General features: G+C 69.6%; 15 protein-coding genes and 1 tRNA gene. 5 read left to right on the top strand and 11 right to left on the bottom strand.

The features are described from left to right. Window positions 1-82: 82 nt before the first annotated feature. Window positions 83-1483 (top strand): pyridoxal phosphate-dependent decarboxylase family protein, encoded by a 1401-nt coding sequence (locus ACIRDU_RS01345; protein ID WP_403572756.1) that lies wholly within the window; start codon window positions 83-85, stop codon window positions 1481-1483. Next, complete coding sequence (locus ACIRDU_RS01340) at window positions 1480-2892, top strand: lysine N(6)-hydroxylase/L-ornithine N(5)-oxygenase family protein (protein WP_403572753.1); 1413 nt, start codon at window positions 1480-1482, stop codon at window positions 2890-2892. Before ACIRDU_RS01345 ends, ACIRDU_RS01340 begins: the two co-directional genes overlap by 4 nt. A gap of 13 nt (window positions 2893-2905) precedes the next feature. Here ACIRDU_RS01340 and ACIRDU_RS01335 read toward each other — a convergent pair whose 3' ends face one another. Next, window positions 2906-4702, bottom strand: coding sequence for a bifunctional metallophosphatase/5'-nucleotidase (locus tag ACIRDU_RS01335; protein WP_403572750.1), 1797 nt, complete (start codon window positions 4700-4702; stop codon window positions 2906-2908). Window positions 4703-4863: 161 nt separating this feature from the next. On the opposite strand from ACIRDU_RS01335, the gene ACIRDU_RS01330 reads away from it, so the two are divergent. Further along, the gene (locus tag ACIRDU_RS01330; protein ID WP_403572747.1) at window positions 4864-5580 is read left to right on the top strand and encodes an SIMPL domain-containing protein; all 717 of its coding nucleotides are present in this window, start codon (window positions 4864-4866) and stop codon (window positions 5578-5580) included. Between the two features lie 164 nt (window positions 5581-5744). Continuing rightward, window positions 5745-7166: a pyruvate kinase gene (gene pyk / locus ACIRDU_RS01325; RefSeq protein ID WP_403572744.1), complete on the top strand. Its 1422-nt coding sequence runs from the start codon at window positions 5745-5747 to the stop codon at window positions 7164-7166. A 5-nt stretch (window positions 7167-7171) separates the two neighbouring features. On the opposite strand, the gene ACIRDU_RS01320 is transcribed toward pyk, so the two are convergent. Further along, window positions 7172-7960 (bottom strand): helix-turn-helix domain-containing protein, encoded by a 789-nt coding sequence (locus ACIRDU_RS01320; RefSeq protein ID WP_403572741.1) that lies wholly within the window; start codon window positions 7958-7960, stop codon window positions 7172-7174. Between the two features lie 84 nt (window positions 7961-8044). Next, a tRNA-Leu gene (locus ACIRDU_RS01315) sits at window positions 8045-8131 on the bottom strand. 102 nt (window positions 8132-8233) lie between these two features. Here ACIRDU_RS01315 and ACIRDU_RS01310 point away from each other — a divergent pair. Next, complete coding sequence (locus ACIRDU_RS01310; RefSeq protein ID WP_403572738.1) at window positions 8234-8890, top strand: ANTAR domain-containing response regulator; 657 nt, start codon at window positions 8234-8236, stop codon at window positions 8888-8890. Window positions 8891-8960: 70 nt separating this feature from the next. On the opposite strand, the gene ACIRDU_RS01305 is transcribed toward ACIRDU_RS01310, so the two are convergent. From ACIRDU_RS01305 to ACIRDU_RS01270, 8 genes are all read right to left on the bottom strand, one after another. Beyond that, window positions 8961-9677, bottom strand: coding sequence for an ABC transporter ATP-binding protein (locus ACIRDU_RS01305; protein ID WP_403572735.1), 717 nt, complete (start codon window positions 9675-9677; stop codon window positions 8961-8963). Continuing rightward, window positions 9674-10555 carry an ABC transporter ATP-binding protein gene (locus ACIRDU_RS01300; protein WP_403572732.1) on the bottom strand — a complete coding sequence of 294 codons (882 nt, stop codon included), beginning with the start codon at window positions 10553-10555 and terminating at the stop codon, window positions 9674-9676. Before ACIRDU_RS01300 ends, ACIRDU_RS01305 begins: the two co-directional genes overlap by 4 nt. Window positions 10556-10560: 5 nt before the next feature. Then, complete coding sequence (locus tag ACIRDU_RS01295; protein WP_403572729.1) at window positions 10561-12378, bottom strand: branched-chain amino acid ABC transporter permease; 1818 nt, start codon at window positions 12376-12378, stop codon at window positions 10561-10563. Between the two features lie 4 nt (window positions 12379-12382). Further along, a complete protein-coding gene (locus ACIRDU_RS01290; protein ID WP_403572726.1) occupies window positions 12383-13312 on the bottom strand; it encodes a branched-chain amino acid ABC transporter permease in 930 nt (309 codons plus the stop codon). A 138-nt stretch (window positions 13313-13450) separates the two neighbouring features. Continuing rightward, window positions 13451-14680, bottom strand: coding sequence for a branched-chain amino acid ABC transporter substrate-binding protein (locus ACIRDU_RS01285; RefSeq protein WP_403575082.1), 1230 nt, complete (start codon window positions 14678-14680; stop codon window positions 13451-13453). 835 nt (window positions 14681-15515) lie between these two features. Beyond that, window positions 15516-16388 carry a trypsin-like serine protease gene (locus tag ACIRDU_RS01280; protein WP_403572723.1) on the bottom strand — a complete coding sequence of 291 codons (873 nt, stop codon included), beginning with the start codon at window positions 16386-16388 and terminating at the stop codon, window positions 15516-15518. 136 nt (window positions 16389-16524) lie between these two features. Next, window positions 16525-17013 carry a PaaI family thioesterase gene (locus tag ACIRDU_RS01275; RefSeq protein WP_403572720.1) on the bottom strand — a complete coding sequence of 163 codons (489 nt, stop codon included), beginning with the start codon at window positions 17011-17013 and terminating at the stop codon, window positions 16525-16527. A gap of 56 nt (window positions 17014-17069) precedes the next feature. Continuing rightward, complete coding sequence (locus tag ACIRDU_RS01270) at window positions 17070-19349, bottom strand: FdhF/YdeP family oxidoreductase (RefSeq protein ID WP_403572717.1); 2280 nt, start codon at window positions 19347-19349, stop codon at window positions 17070-17072. Window positions 19350-19500 lie beyond the last annotated feature (151 nt).

Below are 19500 nucleotides of genomic sequence, written 5' to 3'. Positions count from 1 at the left end.
TTTCCGGTACGGAAGTACCTCCACCCGGGTTATGTCGTTGGACTCTTCGGGCGCGCCGCCCCGCGCCCCGGAGGACAGTCCCATGAGCAACCCGCCCCTCGCCTCAGGCCCCGAAGGGCCCCGCGCCCTGCGGCCCTTGCTCGACACCGTCCTCGAAGCGCTGGACACCGGTGCCCGGGCCCGGGGCGGACCGCTGCCGGCGGGCGGCCCGGAGGCGGTCGCGGCCCGGACGAGACAGGCGGTCGGCGACGTCCTCCCCGACCAGGGCGACCCGCACGCCGTCCGCACCCTGGTCCACGCCTTCGCCGAGACCGCCGCCGACCCGGCCCACCCCCTGTGCGCCGCCCACCTCCACTGCCCCCCGCTCGCCGTCGCCGCGGCAGCCGACCTCGCGGCCTGCGCCCTCAACCCGTCCATGGACTCCTGGGACCAGGCACCCGGAGCATCGGAACTGGAAAGGCTCGTCGCGCAGGCGCTGGCCCGGCAGATCCACGGGACCGGGAAGCCCGCGCCCGCCGACTCCCTCATCACCACCGGCGGCACCGAGGCCAACCAGCTCGCCCTGCTCCTCGCCCGGGAGGCCCACGGCGGATCCGTCCGGCTCGTGTGCGGGGCCAACGCCCACCACTCCCTGCCCCGCGCCGCCTGGCTGCTCGGACTGCCCGACCCCGTCGTCGTACCCGCCCCACGCGGAACACTCGACCCCGGCGCGCTCGACGACGCCCTCACCGGCACGCCCGGCCCGCTGCTCGTCGCCGCCACCGCCGGCACCACCGACGCCGGACTCATCGACCCGCTGCCCGAGATCGCCGCCCGCTGCGCGGCCCACGGCACCCGGCTGCACGTGGACGCCGCCTACGGCGGAGGCCTCCTCTTCAGCGACCGGCACCGCACGCGGCTCACCGGACTCGACGCCGCCGACACCGTCACCCTCGACCTGCACAAACTCGGCTGGCAACCGGTCGCCGCCGGCCTCCTCGCCGTCCGGGACGCCCGCGACCTCGCCGCCCTGCGCCAGCGCGCCGACTACCTCAACGCCGCCGACGACACCGAGGCCGGGCTGCCCGACCTGCTCGGCCGGTCCCTGCGCACCACCCGCCGCCCCGACGTCCTCAAACTCGCCGTCACCCTCAAGACCCTGGGACGCAGCGGGCTGGGCGCGCTCGTCGACCAGGTCTGCGCCCACGCCCGGGAGTTCGCCTCCCTCGTCGACGACCACCCCGGCTTCGAGCTGCACGCCCCGCCCGTCATCAGCACGGTGCTGTTCCGGCCCACGGGCGCCACCGACGCCACCGTGGCCGCCGTACGCCGCGCACTGCTCACCGCCGGCCGTGCCGTCCTCGGCCGGGCCCGCCTCGACGGCCGGCTCTGGCTCAAGGCCACCCTCCTCAACCCCGTCACCGGGCCCGCAGACCTGGCCGCCCTGCTGCACCTCGTAGCAGCGAGCCGAGCCACACTCGTGGAAGGACACACCCCTCGATGAACCCCACACCGACCCCCGACCCCGACGCCCCCCGCGACCTCGTCGGCATCGGCATCGGCCCCGCCAACCTCTCCCTCGCCGCGCTCGCCCACCCGCTCGGCGACCTCGACACCGTCTTCTACGACCAGCGCCCCGCCTTCGGCTGGCACACCGGCCTGCTCATCGAGGGCGCCACCATCCAGGTCCCGTTCCTCGCCGACCTGGTCTCCCTCGCCGACCCCACCAGCCCCTGGACCTTCCTCAACTACCTCAGGTCCCGCGAGCGGCTCTTCCCCTTCTACTTCGCCGAGCGCTTCCACATCCAGCGCGCCGAGTACGACGCCTACTGCCGCTGGGTCTGCGAGAACCTCCCGGGGCTCCACTTCGGCCACCAGGTCGACGCCGTCCGCTGGAACCCCGAACGTGACCTCTTCGAAGTCGACTTCACCCAGCTCGACGCCGACGGAGAAGCCGAAGCCCTCGGCCGGACCTACGCGCGGCGCGTCGTCCTCGGCATCGGCACCGAGCCCCACGTCCCCGAGCCCCTCAAGCCCCTCGTCGAAGCCCCCGGCGTGCCCGTCGTGCACGCCGCCGACTACCTCGACCACCGCGCCGCCCTCCTCGCCGCCGAGCACGTCACGGTCGTGGGCATCGGACAGTCCGGCGCCGAGGTCTTCCTCGACCTGCTCCGCAACAGGCCCGCCGGCAGCGAGAAACTGCACTGGCTCGGCCGCACCGAGGCCTTCGCACCGATGGAGTACTCCAAGCTCGGCCTGGAGCACTTCACCCCCGACCACACGCGCTACTTCCACGCCCTGCCCGAGTCCACCCGCGACCGGCTCGTCGACGGCCAGTGGCAGCTGCACCAAGGCATCGACGCCGCCACCGTCGCAGCCATCCACGACGAGCTCTACCGCCGCACCCTGCACGGCGGCTGGCCCGACGCCGTCCTCACCCCCGGCGTCCACGTCCGCACCGCCGGCCGGGTCGCCACGACCAAGGTGGAACTGCACCTGGAACACGTCCCGCAGAACAGCCGCTCCCGCCTCACCACCGACGCCGTCGTCCTCGCCACCGGCTACCGCGAACGCCCCCTCGACCGGATCCTCGCCGGCCTCGACCCCTACATGCGCCGCGACAACCGGGAGCGGCCACGCGTCGACGAGGAGTACCGGCTCGTCCTCGACCCGTCCGTCACCGGCACCGTCCACGTCCAGAACGCCGAGACCCACACCCACGGCGTCGGCGCCCCCGACCTCGGCCTGGCGGCCTGGCGCAGCGCGATCATCCTCAACTCCCTGACGGGCAGGGAGGCCTACGGACTCCCCGCCCGCACCGCCTTCACCACCTTCGGTCTCACCCAGCGGGGGCACGTCCCGCCACCCCGCGAGGCACCGGCACTGACCCCGCTGGTCGACGACCGAAGGTGACGAAGCACGCGGCTCAGAAGACGGGCGTGCCCTCGCGCGTGAGCTTCCAGTCCACCCCGGCGAACTCGGCCGGGTCGATCGAACCCTTCGCCTTCACCCAGGCGATCATGGTGTTGCGGATCTCTTCCGAGTTCGACCACAGCAACTGGGCGGCGGCGACGTGCGGGAAGTTCCCGCCGCCGTTGGCCCGGTAGTTGTTCACCGCGAACACGAACTTCGCGTCGTCCGCGAGCGGCTGCCCCCCGAAGCGCACATTCGTCACCCGCGACCCGGCCGGCTTCGCGATGTCGACCTCGTACGCCAGACCGCTCACCACGTCGTAGTTGTAGTCCGGCGTGCCGTTCGCGTTCGTCAGCTTCGCCGGATCCACCGGGGCGCCCGGAGCGGTCTGCACGAAGTAGTTCGCCGAGAACTCCAGATACGCCTTCATCTGCGCGCCCGTCATCAGACGCGCCTCCAGCGTGTTCTCGAAGACGTACAGACCGGCCACGTCCCGGATCGTCACCTGGCCCGCCGGGATCCGGGCGCTGCGCGAGAAACACGCCGCCTGCGACAGCACCGGCAGCGCAGCGTACTCCGTGCCCGCCAGCGCCTGCTTCACCGTGTCGGCCTGGATGTGGTTGATCAGATCGATGATCGGCACGTCCTTGTACGGCGCCTCGGCCGACGTCATCTCCGCCGCGTTGGTGCCGATGACCTGGTTGACGTACGCCACGACCTTCTCGTGCTCGTCCCCGAGCAACTTCGTGATCTTCGGGTCCTCCTCCACCGTGTTGGAGTTGAGGACCTTCGCCCCCACCTTCTCGACCTTCCAGCAGCCCTTCTCCCAGACCAGCTCGAAGTCGAACAGCGTCAGCCGCTGCCCCCACTTCAGCGGCTCCGACAGCACGACCTGCTTGCCGGTCTTCTTGTTGGTGACGAAGTACTCGGGGATCTCCGTGTGCGCGTGCCCGACCAGGATCGCGTCGATCCCCGGCACCTGCTCGGCCACCAGACCGGCCGCGTTCTCGATGTACGGCAGCTGATCACCGTAGGACGACGTCCCCGACGAACCGCTGTGCGCCGACACGATGACCACGTCCGCGCCCATCGACCGCAGCTTCGGCACCCACTTCGCCGCCTGCTCCTCCAGACCCGGGAACGTCATCTTGCCCTGCACGTTCGCCTTGTCCCAGATCGCGATGCCCGGGTTGGTCAGGCCCAGCACCGCCACCTTCACGTCCCGCCCGAACGGCGTGCGCAGCCGGTGCATGCTGTACGGCGCGAACGCCGGCCGCAGCGTCTTCGCGTCCAGCGCGTTCGCGCCCAGCAGCGGGAAACGGCACTGCTGCTCGAACTTCCGCAGCACCGGGATGCCGTAGTTGAACTCGTGGTTGCCGAGCGCCGCCGCGTCGTAGCCCATGGCGTTCATCGCCTGCGCCATCGGGTGCACCGGGCCGCCCTCGGCCGTGATCGGGTCGACCTTGGCGTAGTAGTACGACAGCTGCGTGCCCTGGATGGTGTCGCCCGCGTCGATCAGCAGCGTGTTGCGGCGGCCCTTCTCCTCACGGATCCGGTTCACGAGCGTCGAGACCTTCGCGAGGCCCACGTCGTTGTGGTCCTTGTCGTCGAACTCCTTGTCCGTGAAGTAGTCCCAGTTGAAGACGTTGCCGTGCAGGTCCGTCGTCCCCAGCACGGTGAACGCGTACCGCTTGGTGCCGCCCTTCGCCTCGGCCGCCTGCGCACCCGGCGCTGCGACCGCACCGGCCAGCGCCACCCCCGCCCCGGTCACGGCGGACTTCTCCAGGAACTTCCGGCGGTTCAACGGCATGTCTGGCTCCTCGCGGAATCTGTGAACGACGCGCGTAGATAACGCGCGTAGATTCTGACCCGGCCATGACCGGACGCAACAGACCCGCCAGGTTGCGATCTGATGACTCGGCCCTCGAATCCCGAGCCGCCAACCAGCCCAGACATGACAGAGTGGGGCGTATGACCGCGGCCACCCCAGACGCCTCCCAGCCCGCCGTCCCCTACGGCACACCCGAGGCCCCCCGCATCGCCGTCCGCGGCGAGGCCCGCCTCGAAGTCGACCCCGAGATCGCCCGCATCGGCATCACCGTCGCCGCCCGCGGCCGCGACCGCCGCTCCGCCCTCGACGACCTCACCCGCCGTAACGCCGTCGTCCTCGACCTCGTCAAGTCCTACGGCGACGCCGTCGAACGCCTGGAGACCGGCGCCTTCTCCATCACGCCCGAACTGACCAAACACGGCCGCGGCGAACGCGTCCGCACCTACCACGGCAGCGTCCGCGTCACCGCGGAACTCACCGACTTCACCGCCCTCGGCGAACTCACCACCCGCCTCGCCGACCTCGACCTCACCCGCGTCGACGGCCCCTGGTGGGCCCTGCGCCCCGACTCGCCCGCCCACCGCGAAGCCCGCAAGAAGGCCGTACGCGAAGCCGTCCAGCGCGCCCGCGAGTACGCCGAAGCCCTCGGCACCAGCCTCTCCGCCCTGGTCGAACTCGCCGACATCGGTGCCGAGAGCGCCCCGCCGGCCTACCCCCAGGCTCCCGGCCGCATGCGCTCCGCGGCCTTCGCCGGCGCCGCCGAGGACACCCCCGCCCCCCTCGACCTCGAACCCCAGCGCCAGCGCGTCCACGCCCAGATCAACGCCCGCTTCACCATGGTGCCGCCGCAGCTGTGATCCCCGCCGGGCGAAATCCCGAAAGTGCGACCGAATTCCCTCGGGTGCTCATCGGAGCGCCCTGCCGCACAATTCAACACTTGTCAATAACGCTTCACGCAAAGTCTGTTGAGTCGTCATGCCCGACCAATTCACTACCAGTCGGTAACTCATAGGCTCGTTTCATGCGCCGAGCCAAAATCGTCTGCACCCTTGGACCCGCCACCGACTCGTACGACCAGATCAAAAACCTGGTCGACGCCGGAATGGACGTAGCCCGCCTCAACCTCAGCCACGGCGGCCACGCCGAACACGAGGAGCGCTACCACCGGGTCCGCAAGGCCGCCGACGAGACCGGCCGCAGCGTCGGCCTCCTCGCCGACCTTCAAGGCCCGAAGATCAGACTCGGCCGTTTCACCGAAGGCCCCGTACTCCTCGAACGCGGCGACAGCTTCACCATCACCGTCGAAGAAGGCGTCGAAGGCGACCGCGACACCTGCGGCACCACGTACGCCGGCCTCGCCGACGACGTCACCACCGGCGAACGCATCCTCATCGACGACGGCAAGGTCTGCCTCAAGGTGACCTCGGTCGACGGCCCCCGAGTCCACACCACGGTCCTCGAAGGCGGCGTGATCTCCGACCACAAGGGCCTCAACCTCCCCGGCGTCGCCGTCTCCGTCCCCGCCCTCTCCAAGAAGGACGAGGACGACCTCCGCTGGGCCCTGCGCACCGGCTTCGACGTCATCGCCCTCTCCTTCGTCCGCACCGGCCGCGACATCCAGGACGTCCACCGCATCATGGACGAGGAAGGCCGCCGCCTCCCCGTCATCGCCAAGGTCGAGAAACCCCAGGCCGTCGAGAACATCGACGACATCGTCGCCGCATTCGACGGCATCATGGTGGCCCGCGGAGACCTCGGCGTCGAAATGCCGCTGGAACAGGTCCCCATCGTGCAAAAGCGCGCCATCAAACTGGCCAAGCGCAACGCAAAGCCGGTCATCGTTGCCACCCAGATGCTCGACTCGATGATCGACAACGCCCGCCCGACCCGGGCCGAAGCCTCCGACGTCGCCAACGCCGTCATCGACGGCACCGACGCGGTGATGCTGTCCGGCGAGACGAGCGTCGGCAAACACCCGATCGAAACGGTCCGCACCATGGCCCGCATCGTCGAAGCGGCGGAAGAGGACATCCTCGCCAAGGGCCTCCCGCCCTTGACGGAACGCAACAAGCCCCGCACCCAGGGCGGAGCGGTAGCCCGCGCAGCGGCGGAGATCGGCGACTTCCTCGGTGCGAAGTTCCTGGTCGCCTTCACCCAGTCGGGCGACACCGCCCGCCGCCTCTCCCGCTACCGCTCCCCGATCCCCCTCCTCGCCTTCACCCCCGACCAGGCGACCCGCTCGCAGCTCGCCCTGACGTGGGGCGTGGAGACGTTCCTCGGCCCGTGCGTGGACTCCACGGACGCGATGGTCGACCAGGTCGACGAGTTGCTCCTCCGTCTTGGCCGCTGCCGCCCGGGCGACACGGTCGTCATCACGGCCGGCTCCCCGCCCGGGATCTCCGGCTCGACGAACATGGTCCGGGTCCACCACATCGCGGAGTAGCCATGTCAGTACTTGGGGCCGACGTGGGCGTCCATGAGGGCGACTGAGGCTTTGCGGGCGACGGAGATGTTGAACGGGTTGCCGTTGCGGGTGCAGTGCGTCCACTCGACCCCGAGTTTGTCCAGGGTGTCGGTGTAGAGCCGCCGGATGTCATCGGAGACGTTGGTGAAGAAGTACCGGGGATACTCGTACCGCTTCCGCTCACCGGCGACCATCCGGGTCGTGCAGTTGGTGATCCGGCAGCCGTCGGAGTGAATGAGCCCGCGGATGAATTCCCAGGGGTGGGCGTCGACGATGGCTTGTTGCCAGGGTTCGAGGGCAATGAGGCGGTCGTGCTTCTTGCCGGGGCCGTGCTGGGGGAACAGGCAGTGCAGGTGCTTCGAGTAGACCTTCACGTTGCTGCAGCCGGTTCTGCGGACACGGCAGGTCGAGTTCGCGGGAAAGACCGCCCGCATGGCCGCTTCGCAGGCGTCCATGAGGCCGGGCCATGATTCCGTGCAGGCGATCATGAGGTTGGGTACGCGGTGCTCGGAGTAGTGGCTGACGTGTCCGTCCCCGAGATACAGACCCAGCAGATAGGAATAGGCGGGCTCGTCCAGATCCCGACCGTCGCACCGGGGGCATTTCGGATCGTGGCGCCCGGGACACTCGCCGCGCTTCGCGCGGTCCAGATGCTTCCAGTAGCCGACCGTCCCCAGTGGCACATTGAGGCTACGGGCCACCTCCGCGTTCCTCGCGCCCCCGCGCAGAAGAGTGATGGCCTTCTGTCGCACGTCAGTGCCATGGAAGTTCATGCGACCACTGTGTGTCGCAGGCAGTGACCGTGGGCAGCAAAAAGCGGAGAATCACGCGAACGTGATCCTCCGCTTCTGATCTTGTGGTGCCCGGTGTGGGATTCGAACCCACATGCCCAAAGGGCACGGCATTTTGAGTGCCGCGAGTCTGACCAGTTCCTCCAACCGGGCAAGTCAGGGGACCGATGAGCAGTGTACCGGTTGAGTGTGGGGCCTTGCTGCTAGGTACGCTGCTTGGGAGCAGTACCGGCCTGCCCCTACCAAGGAGCCCACGTGAGTGCCCCCGAGTCGCCCCAGCCTGTTGACGTGCCTGAAGAGGACAAGTCGCACGTGCCCCCGATGACGACGCGGGTCGTCATCGCCGAGGACGAGGCGCTGATCCGGCTCGATCTCAAAGAGATGCTGGAGGAGGAGGGGTACACCGTCGTCGGTGAGGCCGGTGACGGTGAGCAGGCGGTGGAGCTGGCCCGGGAGCACCGGCCCGATCTGGTGATCCTGGACGTGAAGATGCCGAAGCTGGACGGCATCTCCGCGGCGGAGAAGATCGCGGAGGAGAGCATCGCGCCGGTGCTGATGCTGACCGCGTTCTCGCAGCGCGATCTCGTGGAGCGCGCTCGGGACGCGGGTGCCATGGCGTACCTCGTGAAGCCGTTCAGCAAGACCGACGTCGTGCCGGCGATCGAGATGGCCGTGTCGCGGTTCACGGAGCTGAAGGAGCTGGAGAAGGAGGTCGCGGACCTCACGCTCCGGCTGGAGACGCGCAAGCTGGTGGACCGGGCGAAGTCGATTCTGCAGACCGAGTACGGACTGTCGGAGCCGGCGGCGTTCCGGTGGATCCAGAAGACGTCGATGGACCGGCGGATGTCGATGCAGCAGGTCGCGGAGGCGGTCATTCAGGACGCCGACGAGAAGAAGGCCAGCAAGGGCTGAGTGCAACGCGAGAGGCCCGCCCCCCTTCGGTTGGGAAGGGGGGCGGGCCTCTTCGTATTCGGGCGTGACCTCAGTCCTCGCCCAGGTACGCCTTGCGTACCGACTCGTCGTGCAGCAGGTCCTGCCCCGTCCCGGAGAGGACGACGTTGCCGACCTCCATGACGTGGCCCTGGTCGGCGAGGGAGAGCGCGGCCTGGGCGTTCTGTTCGACGAGGAGGATCGTCGTGCCCTGGGACTTCAGCTCCGAGATGGTCGCCATGATCTTCTGCATCATGATCGGGGAGAGGCCCATGGAGGGCTCGTCGAGCATGAGCAGCTTGGGCTGGGACATCAGGGCGCGGCCCATGGCGAGCATCTGCTGCTCGCCGCCCGACAGCGTCCCCGCTGCCTGCTTGCGGCGTTCCCCGAGGATGGGGAAGAGGTCGTAGGCGCGCTGGATGTCCTTTTCGATGCCTTCCTTGTCCTTGCGGAGGAACGCTCCGAGCTGGAGGTTCTCGGTGATGGTGAGGCGGGGGAAGATGTGCCGGCCTTCGGGGGAGTGGGCGAGGCCGAGGGCGACGATCTTGTGGGCGGGGACGCCGTTGAGGGGCTTGCCGTCGAAGAGGATCTTCCCGGAGGTGGGCTTCAGCAGGCCCGAGAGGGTGCGCAGGGTGGTCGTCTTGCCGGCGCCGTTGGTGCCGATGAGAGTGACGACCTGGCCGGCTTCGACGCTGAAGGAGATGCCTTTGACGGCTTCGATCTTGCCGTAGGAGACCCGGAGGTCTTCGACCTCGAGGAGTGCGGTCACTGGGCTTCTCCCTTGGTGCTGCTGGTGCTGCTGGTGGTGCTGGTCGCGTCGGCGGCGGCTTCGGCGGCCTCGACCTCGGCGGCTTCGGCTTCGCCGGGGTCGCCTTCGAAGGTTTCGCCGAGGTAGGCGGCGATGACGCGCTCGTCGGCCTGGACGACGTCGGAGGTGCCTTCGACGAGCTTCTCGCCCTGGACGAGGACGGCGACGCGGTCGGAGAGGTTGAAGACGAAGCGCATGTCGTGCTCGATGAGGAGGACGGCGATGCCCTTGTCGCGGATGGCGAAGACCAGTTCCTCCGTCGCCCGGGTCTCCTGGGGGTTCATGCCGGCGGTCGGCTCGTCGAGCAGCAGCAGGCCGGGCTCGGAGGCCATGGCCCGTGCGATCTCCAGCTTGCGCTGTTCGCCGTAGGGGAGGTTGCGTGCCAGGTGGTCGCGCTTGTGGGCGAGGCCGATGAACTCGAGGAGTTCCATGGCGCGTTCCTCGCTGTCGCGTTCGGCCTTCTTGAAGCCGGGGCCGCGCAGGAGGGCGGACCAGAGGCCTTCTTTGGTCCGGGTGTGGCGTCCGACGAGGACGTTTTCCAGGACCGTCATGTTGGCGAACAGGCGGATGTTCTGGAAGGTGCGGGCGATGCCGGCCTGGGTGACCAGGTGGGGCTTGGGGGGGAGGACGGTGCCCTTGTAGGAGACGGTGCCCTCGGTGGGGACGTAGAGGCCGGTCAGGCAGTTGAAGAAGGTGGTCTTGCCGGCGCCGTTGGGGCCGATGAGTCCGACGATCTCGCCGGCGTTGACCGTGAAGTCGACGGAGCGTACGGCGGTGAGGCCGCCGAAGCGCATCGTGACGCCGCGTGCTTCGAGTACAGGTGTGGGCTGTGTTGTCATCGTGGCTATGCCCCCGCCTTGGTGACGGCCGGTTCGTCGGTCAGCGTGGTCTGTTTCGGTACGTCGAGTTGGCCGGTCTCGTGGAATTCGAGCTGGCGCCGGCGGTTGGCGATGATGCCTTCGGGGCGGAAGCGCATGAGGAGGATGAGCGCGATGCCGAAGGCGAGGAGTGACTTCTCCTGGAGGAAGACGAGCTTCTCGGGGAGCAGGTAGAGCAGGGCTGCGCCGAGGAGGGGTCCTGCGACGGTGCCCATGCCGCCGAGGACGACCGCGGCCAGGAGGAACGCGGAGTTGGGCGGGGTGGAGCCGGCGAACTGGTAGGGCGTGGGGACGACGCTGTAGGTGACGTGGGCGCTGACGGTGCCGGCGAGGCCGGCGAGGGCGGCGCCGAGGGCGAAGGCGACGAGTTTGACGCGGAAGCCGTTGATGCCCATGGCGGTTGCGGCGGTCTCGTCCTCGCGGATGGCGATCCAGGAGCGGCCGATGCGGGAGTCCGCTGCACGCGTGTAGACGAGGACCACGATGGCCATGATGAGGACCATCAGCAGGTAGTAGTTGGCGAAGCGGCCGAGGGTGAATCCGCCGATGTCGTGGGCCTGGCCGAAGTTGAAGCCGAGGAGGTTCAGGTCGGGGATGTTGGCGATGCCGTTGGGCCCGTTGGTGACGTCGGGTCCGGAGTCGCCGTCCATGTTGTTGACGGCGATGCGGAAGATCTCTCCGAAGCCGAGGGTGACGATGGCGAGGTAGTCGCCGCGCAGTCGCAGGGTCGGGGCGCCGATGAGGACGCCGAAGACGAGGGAGGCGGCGGCGCCGGCGAGGGCGGAGGCCCAGAAGGGCAGGTGGACGCCGGAGATGGTGGAGAACTCGGAGCCGGAGACGAGGGCGGCGGTGTAGGCGCCGACGCCGAGGAAGGCGACGTATCCGAGGTCGAGGAGTCCGGCGAGGCCGACGACGATGTTGAGGCCGAGGGCGACGGTCCCGAAGATCAGGATGTTGACGCCGATGTTGGCGTAGTGGTCGTCGGTCTGGGTGAAGGGGAAGGCGATGGCCGCGGCGAAGCCCATGGCGAGGGTGAAGCTGCGGTTGCCGGCGACCAGGGCGGAGAAGCGGTCGAGGAGGCCGGCGGTGTGCAGTGCCCAGATGGCGAAGGTGACGACGAAGAGGTAGCCGATGAAGAGTTCGCCGTACTCGGTGTCGATGCCGTAGGTGAAGACGCCGAGGCCGATGATGGTGACCACGGTGATGATGGCCCGCTGGATCCAGGGCGCGGTGGCCTGGGGGGCGGGGATGCGGTCGGGTTTGGCGATGTAGGCCTTGAGGACTTCCTTGGTGCTGTCGGCGCCGGTGCGCTCCTGGGGGAGGGCGAAGGCGCCGATGACGGGAAGCAGGGAGACTACGGCCGCGATCCAGCCACCGGGTTCGAGGTTGACGACGCCGCCGAGCGTGGTGCTGATGGCGATGACGGTGAACCAGGTGACGGCGAAGCCGCCGAGGGCGGTGAGGACGAGCGGCGCGTTGTTGCGGGCGGGCAGCAGCCAGCCGAGGCCGCGGACGCCGTAGCCGGCGAGGGCGAACAGCGCGGTGAGGATGCCGGCGGTGAAGGTCAGCCACTGCAGGCCGCCGGGGTAGCCGTTGATGGTGAGGTCGCCGGGGAACTCGGCGGTCCAGGTCCAGGCGAGGAACGCGGAGGCGGCGGTGGCGATGCCGCCGGCGAGCAGCAGGGCGCGGGCGGCCGCGGCGGGCAGGGGTATGAGACCGCGCAGGGCGGGCGTCGGGGTGGGGGCGGCGTCCGGCGCTGGGGTCTTCTTGGTCGTCTCGGTCATGTGATCACGCCCTGTCCGCGACGCGCTCGCCGAGCAGGCCCTGTGGCCTGAAGAGGAGCACGAGGATGAGGAGGCAGAAGGCCCAGACGTTCGCCCAGCTCTGGCCGCCGAGCTGCTGCATGCCGGGGATCTCGTCGATGTAGGCGGAGGCGAGGGTTTCGGCGATGCCGAGGACGACGCCGCCGAGCATGGCGCCGTAGATGTTGCCGATGCCGCCGAGGACGGCCGCGGTGAAGGCCTTGAGGCCCATGAGGAAGCCCATGCGGTAGTCGACGTTGCCGTACTTGAGTCCGTAGGCGACGGCGGCGACGGCGGCGAAGAAGCCGCCGATGGCGAAGGCGATGACGATGATGCGGTTGGTGTCGATGCCCATGAGCTGCGCGGTGTCGGGGTCCTGCGCGGTGGCCTGCATGGCGCGGCCGGTGCGGCTGCGGCGCACGAAGAAGGCGAGGGCGGCCATGCAGCCGATCGCGGCGAGGATGAGGAAGATGTCGGCGTCCTTGATGGTGACGGAGCCGATGTCATGGGTGGCGTCGAGGCCGGGGAAGGCGCGGGCGCGGTCGGCGCCGGGGTAGAAGTTGCGCACGACCTCCTGGAGGGCCAGGGAGAGGCCGATGGCCGTGATGAGCGGTGCCAGGCGTGGTGCTCCGCGCAGTGGTCGGTAGGCGAACCGTTCCGCCCCGACGGCGATGAGGATGGCCACGAGGGCTCCGCCGAGGAGCATGAGGGGTACGGCGATGGCCATCGAGGTGCCGTCGGGCAGGATGTAGAAGTAGACCGTGAGGGCGCCGAACGCCCCGGTCATGAAGATCTCGCCGTGCGCGAAGTTGATGAGCTGGACGATGCCGTACACCATCGTGTAGCCGATGGCGATCAGCCCGTACATCGAGCCGAGAAGCAGCCCGTTGGCCAGCTGCTGCGGCAGGGTGTTCACCGCATGGCCTCCATGTCGCTGGTGGTCGTGTGCACTGGATGTGTGCGTGGTCGTGTGCTGTGTGGGGGTGTGGAAACGGGCCGCGCGGTCGGGGTCCCCTTCCGCGCGGCCCGTGGTGCGGCGTTGTGGCGGGCCGGGCTACTGCAGGTCGGCGGTGCCGGTCTCCACGTCCTTCCAGGCACCCTTCTCGACCTGGTAGACCGTCAGCTGCTTGTTGGTGGTGTCGCCGTACTGGTCGAAGGAGATCTTGCCCGTGAGGCCTTCGAAGTCGGACTTCTGGACACCGTCGACGACCTTGGAGCGCAGGTCGTTGATGTCGGTGGGCACCTTGCCGCCGTTGGCGTCGGCCGCGGCCTTGACGGCCTTGATGATGGCGGTGGTGGCGTCGTAGGCGTAGGCGCCGTACGCGCCGTAGTCGCCCTTGTAACCCTTGTCCTTGTACGTCTGGATGAACGTCTTGGCGGCGGGCAGGGTGTCGGCGGGGACGCCGATGGCGGTGGCGAGGTCGCCCTCGGAGGACTTGCCGGCGGCCTCGATGTAGGTGGTGGCGAACATGCCGTCACCGCCGAACAGCGGGATCTTGACGCCGGCGTCCTTGAGCTGCTTGGTGAGCAGCGCGGACTCGTCGTACTGGCCGCCGTAGTAGAGGAGGTCGGCACCGGAGTTCTTGATCTTCGTGACGAGGGAGCCGAAGTCCTTGTCACCGGTGTTGACGTGGTCGGTGCCGACGACCTTGCCGCCGAGCTTCTTGTACTGCTCGTTGAAGATCTTCGCGAGACCGGCGCCGTAGGTCTGCTTGTCGTCGACGACGAAGGCCTTCTTCTTCTTGAGGCCGTTGTAGGCGTAGCCGGCCGCGAAGCTGCCCTGGAGTTCGTCGGTGGTGGCGGTGCGGAAGTACGTCTTGAACGGACGCTTCTTGTCCGTCTGCCAGTTCTTGCCCTGGGTCAGCTCGGGGGCGGTGTTCGCGGGGGAGATCTGGACCATGTTGGCCGAGGCGAACACCTGCTGCATCGTCTGGGCGACGCCGGAGTTCAGCGGGCCGACGGCGCCGACGGCCGTCTTGTCGCCGACGATGCTGGTGGCGTTGGACTGGCCGGTGGCGGGCTGCGCCTTGTCGTCCAGGGCCTTGAGCTTGAATTTCACGCCCGGGACCCAGTTGTTCTTGTTGGCGTCGTCGATGGCTATCTGGGCGCCGTACTGGATGCCGAGGCCGGTGGTGGAGTTCTCACCGGAGAGGGGGGCGTCGACGCCGATGGTCAGCGTGGTGCCGCTCCCGCCGTCTCCGCCCTTGTCACCGCTGTCGTCTCGGGAGCCGCAGGCGGTGAGAGTCAGAGCTCCGGTCGTGAGAACGGAGGTAAGAATCACCAAGGAACGCTGTCGCACAATCAGTCCTTTCACAGGCAGGCCCCGCCCTGGTCGGGGGGTGAGTGCCGCGCTGGTACCGAACTCCCGATGGAGGCGGTGACTGGCCGTGACTCTAAGCCCGGGGTAAGGGCAGGGTCAGCGGCGTGGGCTGGCTTGTGACTTTCTTGTTATGACGCCGTGGATGCCGGGTCCCGGCCGGGGACCCTCTCGGCGGGTTTGGTGGATTTTCGCCGAGGTCCGCATTCTGAGAACCCGCACTTCCGGTTGGCCCTGGCTGAGATCATGCGGTGGTCGGGCCGTATGCGGCCCGAAAGAGATCGGAAAGGCCCCGGGCGCAGACGCGGCCGAAGATGAGACTTCGGTGTTGTATTGCGCGCGCGTTACGGAGCGTTACTCCGAGAGAGGGGTGGTCGGCGTCCGGGGGGAGTTCCGGTGCCGGTGCCCTGGCGGGGAACGGCGGGGTGCGTTCGACGGGCGCGGCGCAGCGGCCGGCGGTGCCGGGCGGGCGCGAGGGCCTGGGGAGTGCTGCGGCCGAGGCTGCGGCGACGGCGGTCACGGCCGCCGTGACGACCGCCCTTCTCCGTGCGGGCGGGAGCCCGGTTCCAGCGGCCCGCGAGCCGGTCGGTCAGGCGCGGCGCGTCGCTGCTGATGGCGCCCCAACTCTGCTCTACGTTCGCCGAGTTGACGGGTTCTGCGGGGCCGAACGCCCCCGCCGCCCCGCCGCTCCGGCGGAGGGCGGGGGCGGCGGGTTCTGCGGGGGCGGTCGGCCGTGCCGTGTGGTCGGTGACGCGGAGTGCGGCGTCAGGGGTTACGGCGTCACGGGTTGCGGCGTCACGGGCTACGGCAGCTTCACGAACGGCGAGAGGAAGGCGCGGGCCCCGGGGGTGTCCAGGCGGTACGTCACGTTGGTCGCGTAGCAGGGGGTGTCGCCGGTGATGGTGGTGGCGGCGAGGATGCTTCTGCCGTCGATCACGGCGAAGTTGGGGCCGCCCGAGTCGCCGTAGCAGGCGCCCCCGTTGCCCTGCGGCGCGGTCATCGCGAGCCGGGCCCAGGAGTCGTTGAGGGCGTTGAAGGTGACGGGTGCCTTCATCCGGACACCGCCGCCGGGGTGGGTCTGGCCGCCCGGGCCGTTGACGGCCTCCTGGGTGCCGTACCCGGCGACGAGCCAGTCGGTGGCGTTCAGGCCCTGCGGGCCGAGTCTGCCGAGCTGGTTCGCGGTGGGCAGGGCGGCCGGGGTGAAGCTCCAGCGGGCCTTGACCTGAGCGGCGGGCAGCTGGATCACCGCGATGTCGTGGGTGTCGGAGGCGGGCCCCGGGTAGCCGGGGTGGGTGTGGGCGGTGCCCGGAACGGCTACGGCGGCGGCTTGCGCGGCCGGGTCGCCCGGGTACTTCTTCGCCGCCGCGTCGAGCCCGGACTGCACGTCCTGGTCGAGGGAGACGTAGAACCGCACGTTGTCGGGCCAGTCCGAGGTGCAGTGCGCGGCGGTCAGGAAGGTGTCCGCGTCGATCATGGTGCCGGAGCAGACCCAGTCGGCCCGGTCGGGGGTCGCGGGGTCGCCGTCGTCGTCCCAGGTGGCCACGAGGGCGCCGACCTCGGTGCGTTCGGGGGCGGGCGCGGCGTTGTAGGAGTTGATGGCGGAGGACGGCAGTGCGGTGGCGAGCACGGCGGCACAGGCCGCTGCGGTGACGGCGAAGGCGCGTACGGAGGTCAAGAGAAACCCTTCTGGGGGTGGGACGGGTCTTCTCCTGTGGGGGGAGCGCCAGTGAAGCGCCCGGGGGCGGCCGCGACAAGAGCGCGCCCGCCCCTCCAGGGTTTTCCCTATGTCGGCCTCCGTCGGCCTGCGTCGCTCAGTTGGCGGCGCGGATGAGCTCCTCGTCTGCCGGCTTTACGTCGCGCAGGAGGCAGGTCAGCCGGGCCGTGCACACCCTTTTGTCGTTTTCGTCCGTGATGATGACTTCGTAGGTGGCGGTCGACCGCCCCCGGTGCACGGGCGTGGCCACACCGGTGACGAGCCCGGAGCGCACTCCGCGGTGGTGGGTGCAGTTCAGGTCGACGCCCACGGCGATCTTGGAGCTGCCGCCGTGCAGCATCGATCCGATCGAGCCGAGCGTCTCGGCCAGCACCGCGGACGCCCCGCCGTGCAACAGCCCGTAGGGCTGGGTGTTGCCCTCCACCGGCATCGTCCCGACGACCCGGTCCGCCGACGCCTCGGAGATCTGGACGCCCATCCGGTTCCCGAGGTGGCCCGCGGAGAACAGGGCCAGGAGGTCCACGCCGAGCGCGGCGTACTCGTCGATGACCTCTTGCGGGAACTTCACATGCTGCTGCTCACCCATCGGGCCCGGCTCCGTTCGTCCTCGTCACTCGGCTGCCTGTGTCACTGAGCGAACGCTCAGTCGGTCGCCGATTGTTCCAGACGCACCACGACGGACTTGCTGGCCGGGGTGTTGCTGGTGTCCGCCGTGGCGTCCAGCGGCACCAGCACGTTGGTCTCCGGGTAGTACGCGGCGGCACAGCCCCGGGCCGTCGGGTAGTGCACGACGCGGAAACCGGGCGCCCGGCGCTCCACGCCGTCCTTCCACTCGCTGACCAGGTCGACGTAGACGCCGTCAGCCAGCTTCAGGGCCCGCGCGTCCTCGGGGTGGACCAGCACCACCCGGCGGCCGTTCCTGATCCCGCGGTAACGGTCGTCGAGGCCGTAGATCGTGGTGTTGTACTGGTCGTGCGAGCGCAGCGTCTGGAGCAGCAGGCGGCCCTCGGGCAGCTCCGGGTACTCCACGGGCGCGGCGGTGAAGTTGGCCTTGCCGGTGGCCGTGGGGAAGCGGCGCTCGTCGCGCGGGGCGTGGGGGAGCGCGAAGCCTCCGGGGCGCGCCACGCGCGCGTTGAAGTCCTCGAAGCCCGGGATCACACGCGCGATACGGTCCCGGACCGTCGCGTAGTCCTTCTCGAACTCCTCCCACGGCGTACGGCTGCTCTCGCCCAGCACGCGGCGGGCAAGGCGGCACACGATGGCCGGCTCCGACAGCAGGTGCCGGCTCGCGGGCTCCAGCCGGCCCCGGGAGGCGTGCACCATGCCCATCGAGTCCTCGACCGTCACGAACTGCTCGCCGCCGCCCTGGAGATCGCGCTCGGTGCGGCCGAGCGTCGGCAGGATCAGGGCCCGCGCGCCGGTGACCGCGTGCGAGCGGTTCAGCTTCGTCGACACGTGCACGGTCAGCCGGGCCCGGCGCATGGCCGCCTCGGTGACGTCCGTGTCGGGGGACGCCGAGACGAAGTTGCCGCCCATGGCGAAGAAGACCTTCGCCTCGCCGTCGCGCAGGGCGCGGATGGCCCGTACGACGTCGTAGCCGTGCTCGCGGGGCGGCGCGAAGCCGAACTCCTTCTCCAGGGCGTCCAGGAACGCCGGGGCGGGGCGCTCGAAGATGCCCATCGTGCGGTCGCCCTGCACGTTCGAATGCCCGCGCACCGGGCACACGCCCGCGCCCGGGCGGCCGATGTTGCCGCGCAGCAGGAGGAAGTTGACGACTTCCCTGATCGTCGCGACGGAGTGCTTGTGCTGGGTGAGGCCCATCGCCCAGCACACGATGGTGCGCCGGGAGCCGAGGACCATGCGCAGGGCCTTCTCGATGTCCTCCTGGGCCAGACCGGTCGCCGTGAGCGTCTCGTCCCAGTCGGCGGCGCGGGCGGCCTCGGCGAACTCCTCGTAGCCGTGCGTGTGCTCCCGCACGAACGCCTCGTCGACCGCGCCGTCCGTCTGAAGGATCAGTTTGTTCAGGAGGCGGAACAGGGCCTGGTCGCCGCCGATGCGGATCTGCAGGAACAGGTCGGTGAGCGCGGCACCCTTGACCATGCCCTGCGGGGTCTGCGGGTTCTTGAAGCGCTCCAGGCCCGCCTCGGGCAGTGGGTTGACGCTGATGATCCTCGCGCCGTTGGCCTTGGCCTTCTCCAGCGCGGACAGCATGCGCGGGTGGTTCGTCCCCGGGTTCTGCCCGGCGACGATGATCAGGTCGGCCTTGTACAGGTCCTCCAGCAGGACGCTGCCCTTGCCGATGCCGATCGTCTCCGACAGGGCCGAACCGGACGACTCGTGGCACATGTTCGAGCAGTCGGGCAGGTTGTTCGTGCCGAGCTCGCGGGCGAACAACTGGTAGAGGAACGCGGCCTCGTTGCTCGTGCGGCCCGATGTGTAGAAGACGGCTTCGTCCGGGGAGCCGAGCGCGGCGATCTCCTCGCCGATGATGTCGAAGGCGCGCTCCCAGGTGACCGGCTCGTAGTGGGTGCCCCCCTCGGGGAGGTACACGGGGTGGGTGAGCCGGCCCTGCTGCCCCAGCCAGTAGCCGCTGCGGCCGGCCAGGTCGGCGACGGGGTGCGCGGCGAAGAACTCGGGCGTGACCCGGCGCAGGGTGGCCTCCTCGGCCACAGCCTTCGCGCCGTTCTCGCAGAACTCCGCCTTGTGCCGGTGCTCCGGCTCCGGCCAGGCGCACCCCGGGCAGTCGAAGCCGTCCTTCTGGTTCACGCTCAGCAGCGTCAGCGCGGTGCGCTTCACACCCATCTGCTGCTGGGCGATCCGCAGCGTGTGCCCGATCGCCGGGAGCCCCGCGGCCGCCCGCTTCGGCTCTGCGACCTGCGGCGCGTCCTGAACCGGATCACTCTTCGGCGGCTTCGACGCCATCGCACACTCCTCTTCGAACGCGCTGTGAGGTACGTCTCCGATCCTCGCACGCGGTGGTGACAGCGGGTGCGGGCGGGCCGGGGGAGAGGCCTACGGCGCGGAGGTGCGCGGTGTCCCGGGCGCGGGTGCGCCCGGCCCCGGCACACGCGGG

Source organism: Streptomyces sp. NPDC093598 (assembly GCF_044764825.1).
Lineage (GTDB): Bacteria > Actinomycetota > Actinomycetes > Streptomycetales > Streptomycetaceae > Streptomyces.
The sequence above is the reverse complement of the archived record's forward strand: the minus strand, read 5'-3'. Positions and strand labels throughout refer to the sequence as shown.

Bases quoted from the DNA above. Each gene is read 5' to 3' on its own strand.
- ACIRDU_RS01330 (WP_403572747.1), top strand. From the start codon at position 4,864: ATGACCGCGGCCACCCCAGACGCCTCCCAGCCCGCCGTCCCCTACGGC.
- ACIRDU_RS01300 (WP_403572732.1), bottom strand. From the start codon at position 10,555: ATGACAACACAGCCCACACCTGTACTCGAAGCACGCGGCGTCACGATG.
- ACIRDU_RS01335 (WP_403572750.1), bottom strand. From the start codon at position 4,702: ATGCCGTTGAACCGCCGGAAGTTCCTGGAGAAGTCCGCCGTGACCGGG.
- pyk (WP_403572744.1), top strand. From the start codon at position 5,745: ATGCGCCGAGCCAAAATCGTCTGCACCCTTGGACCCGCCACCGACTCG.
- ACIRDU_RS01270 (WP_403572717.1), bottom strand. From the start codon at position 19,349: ATGGCGTCGAAGCCGCCGAAGAGTGATCCGGTTCAGGACGCGCCGCAG.
- ACIRDU_RS01295 (WP_403572729.1), bottom strand. From the start codon at position 12,378: ATGACCGAGACGACCAAGAAGACCCCAGCGCCGGACGCCGCCCCCACC.
- ACIRDU_RS01340 (WP_403572753.1), top strand. From the start codon at position 1,480: ATGAACCCCACACCGACCCCCGACCCCGACGCCCCCCGCGACCTCGTC.
- ACIRDU_RS01275 (WP_403572720.1), bottom strand. From the start codon at position 17,013: ATGGGTGAGCAGCAGCATGTGAAGTTCCCGCAAGAGGTCATCGACGAG.
- ACIRDU_RS01345 (WP_403572756.1), top strand. From the start codon at position 83: ATGAGCAACCCGCCCCTCGCCTCAGGCCCCGAAGGGCCCCGCGCCCTG.
- ACIRDU_RS01320 (WP_403572741.1), bottom strand. From the start codon at position 7,960: ATGAACTTCCATGGCACTGACGTGCGACAGAAGGCCATCACTCTTCTG.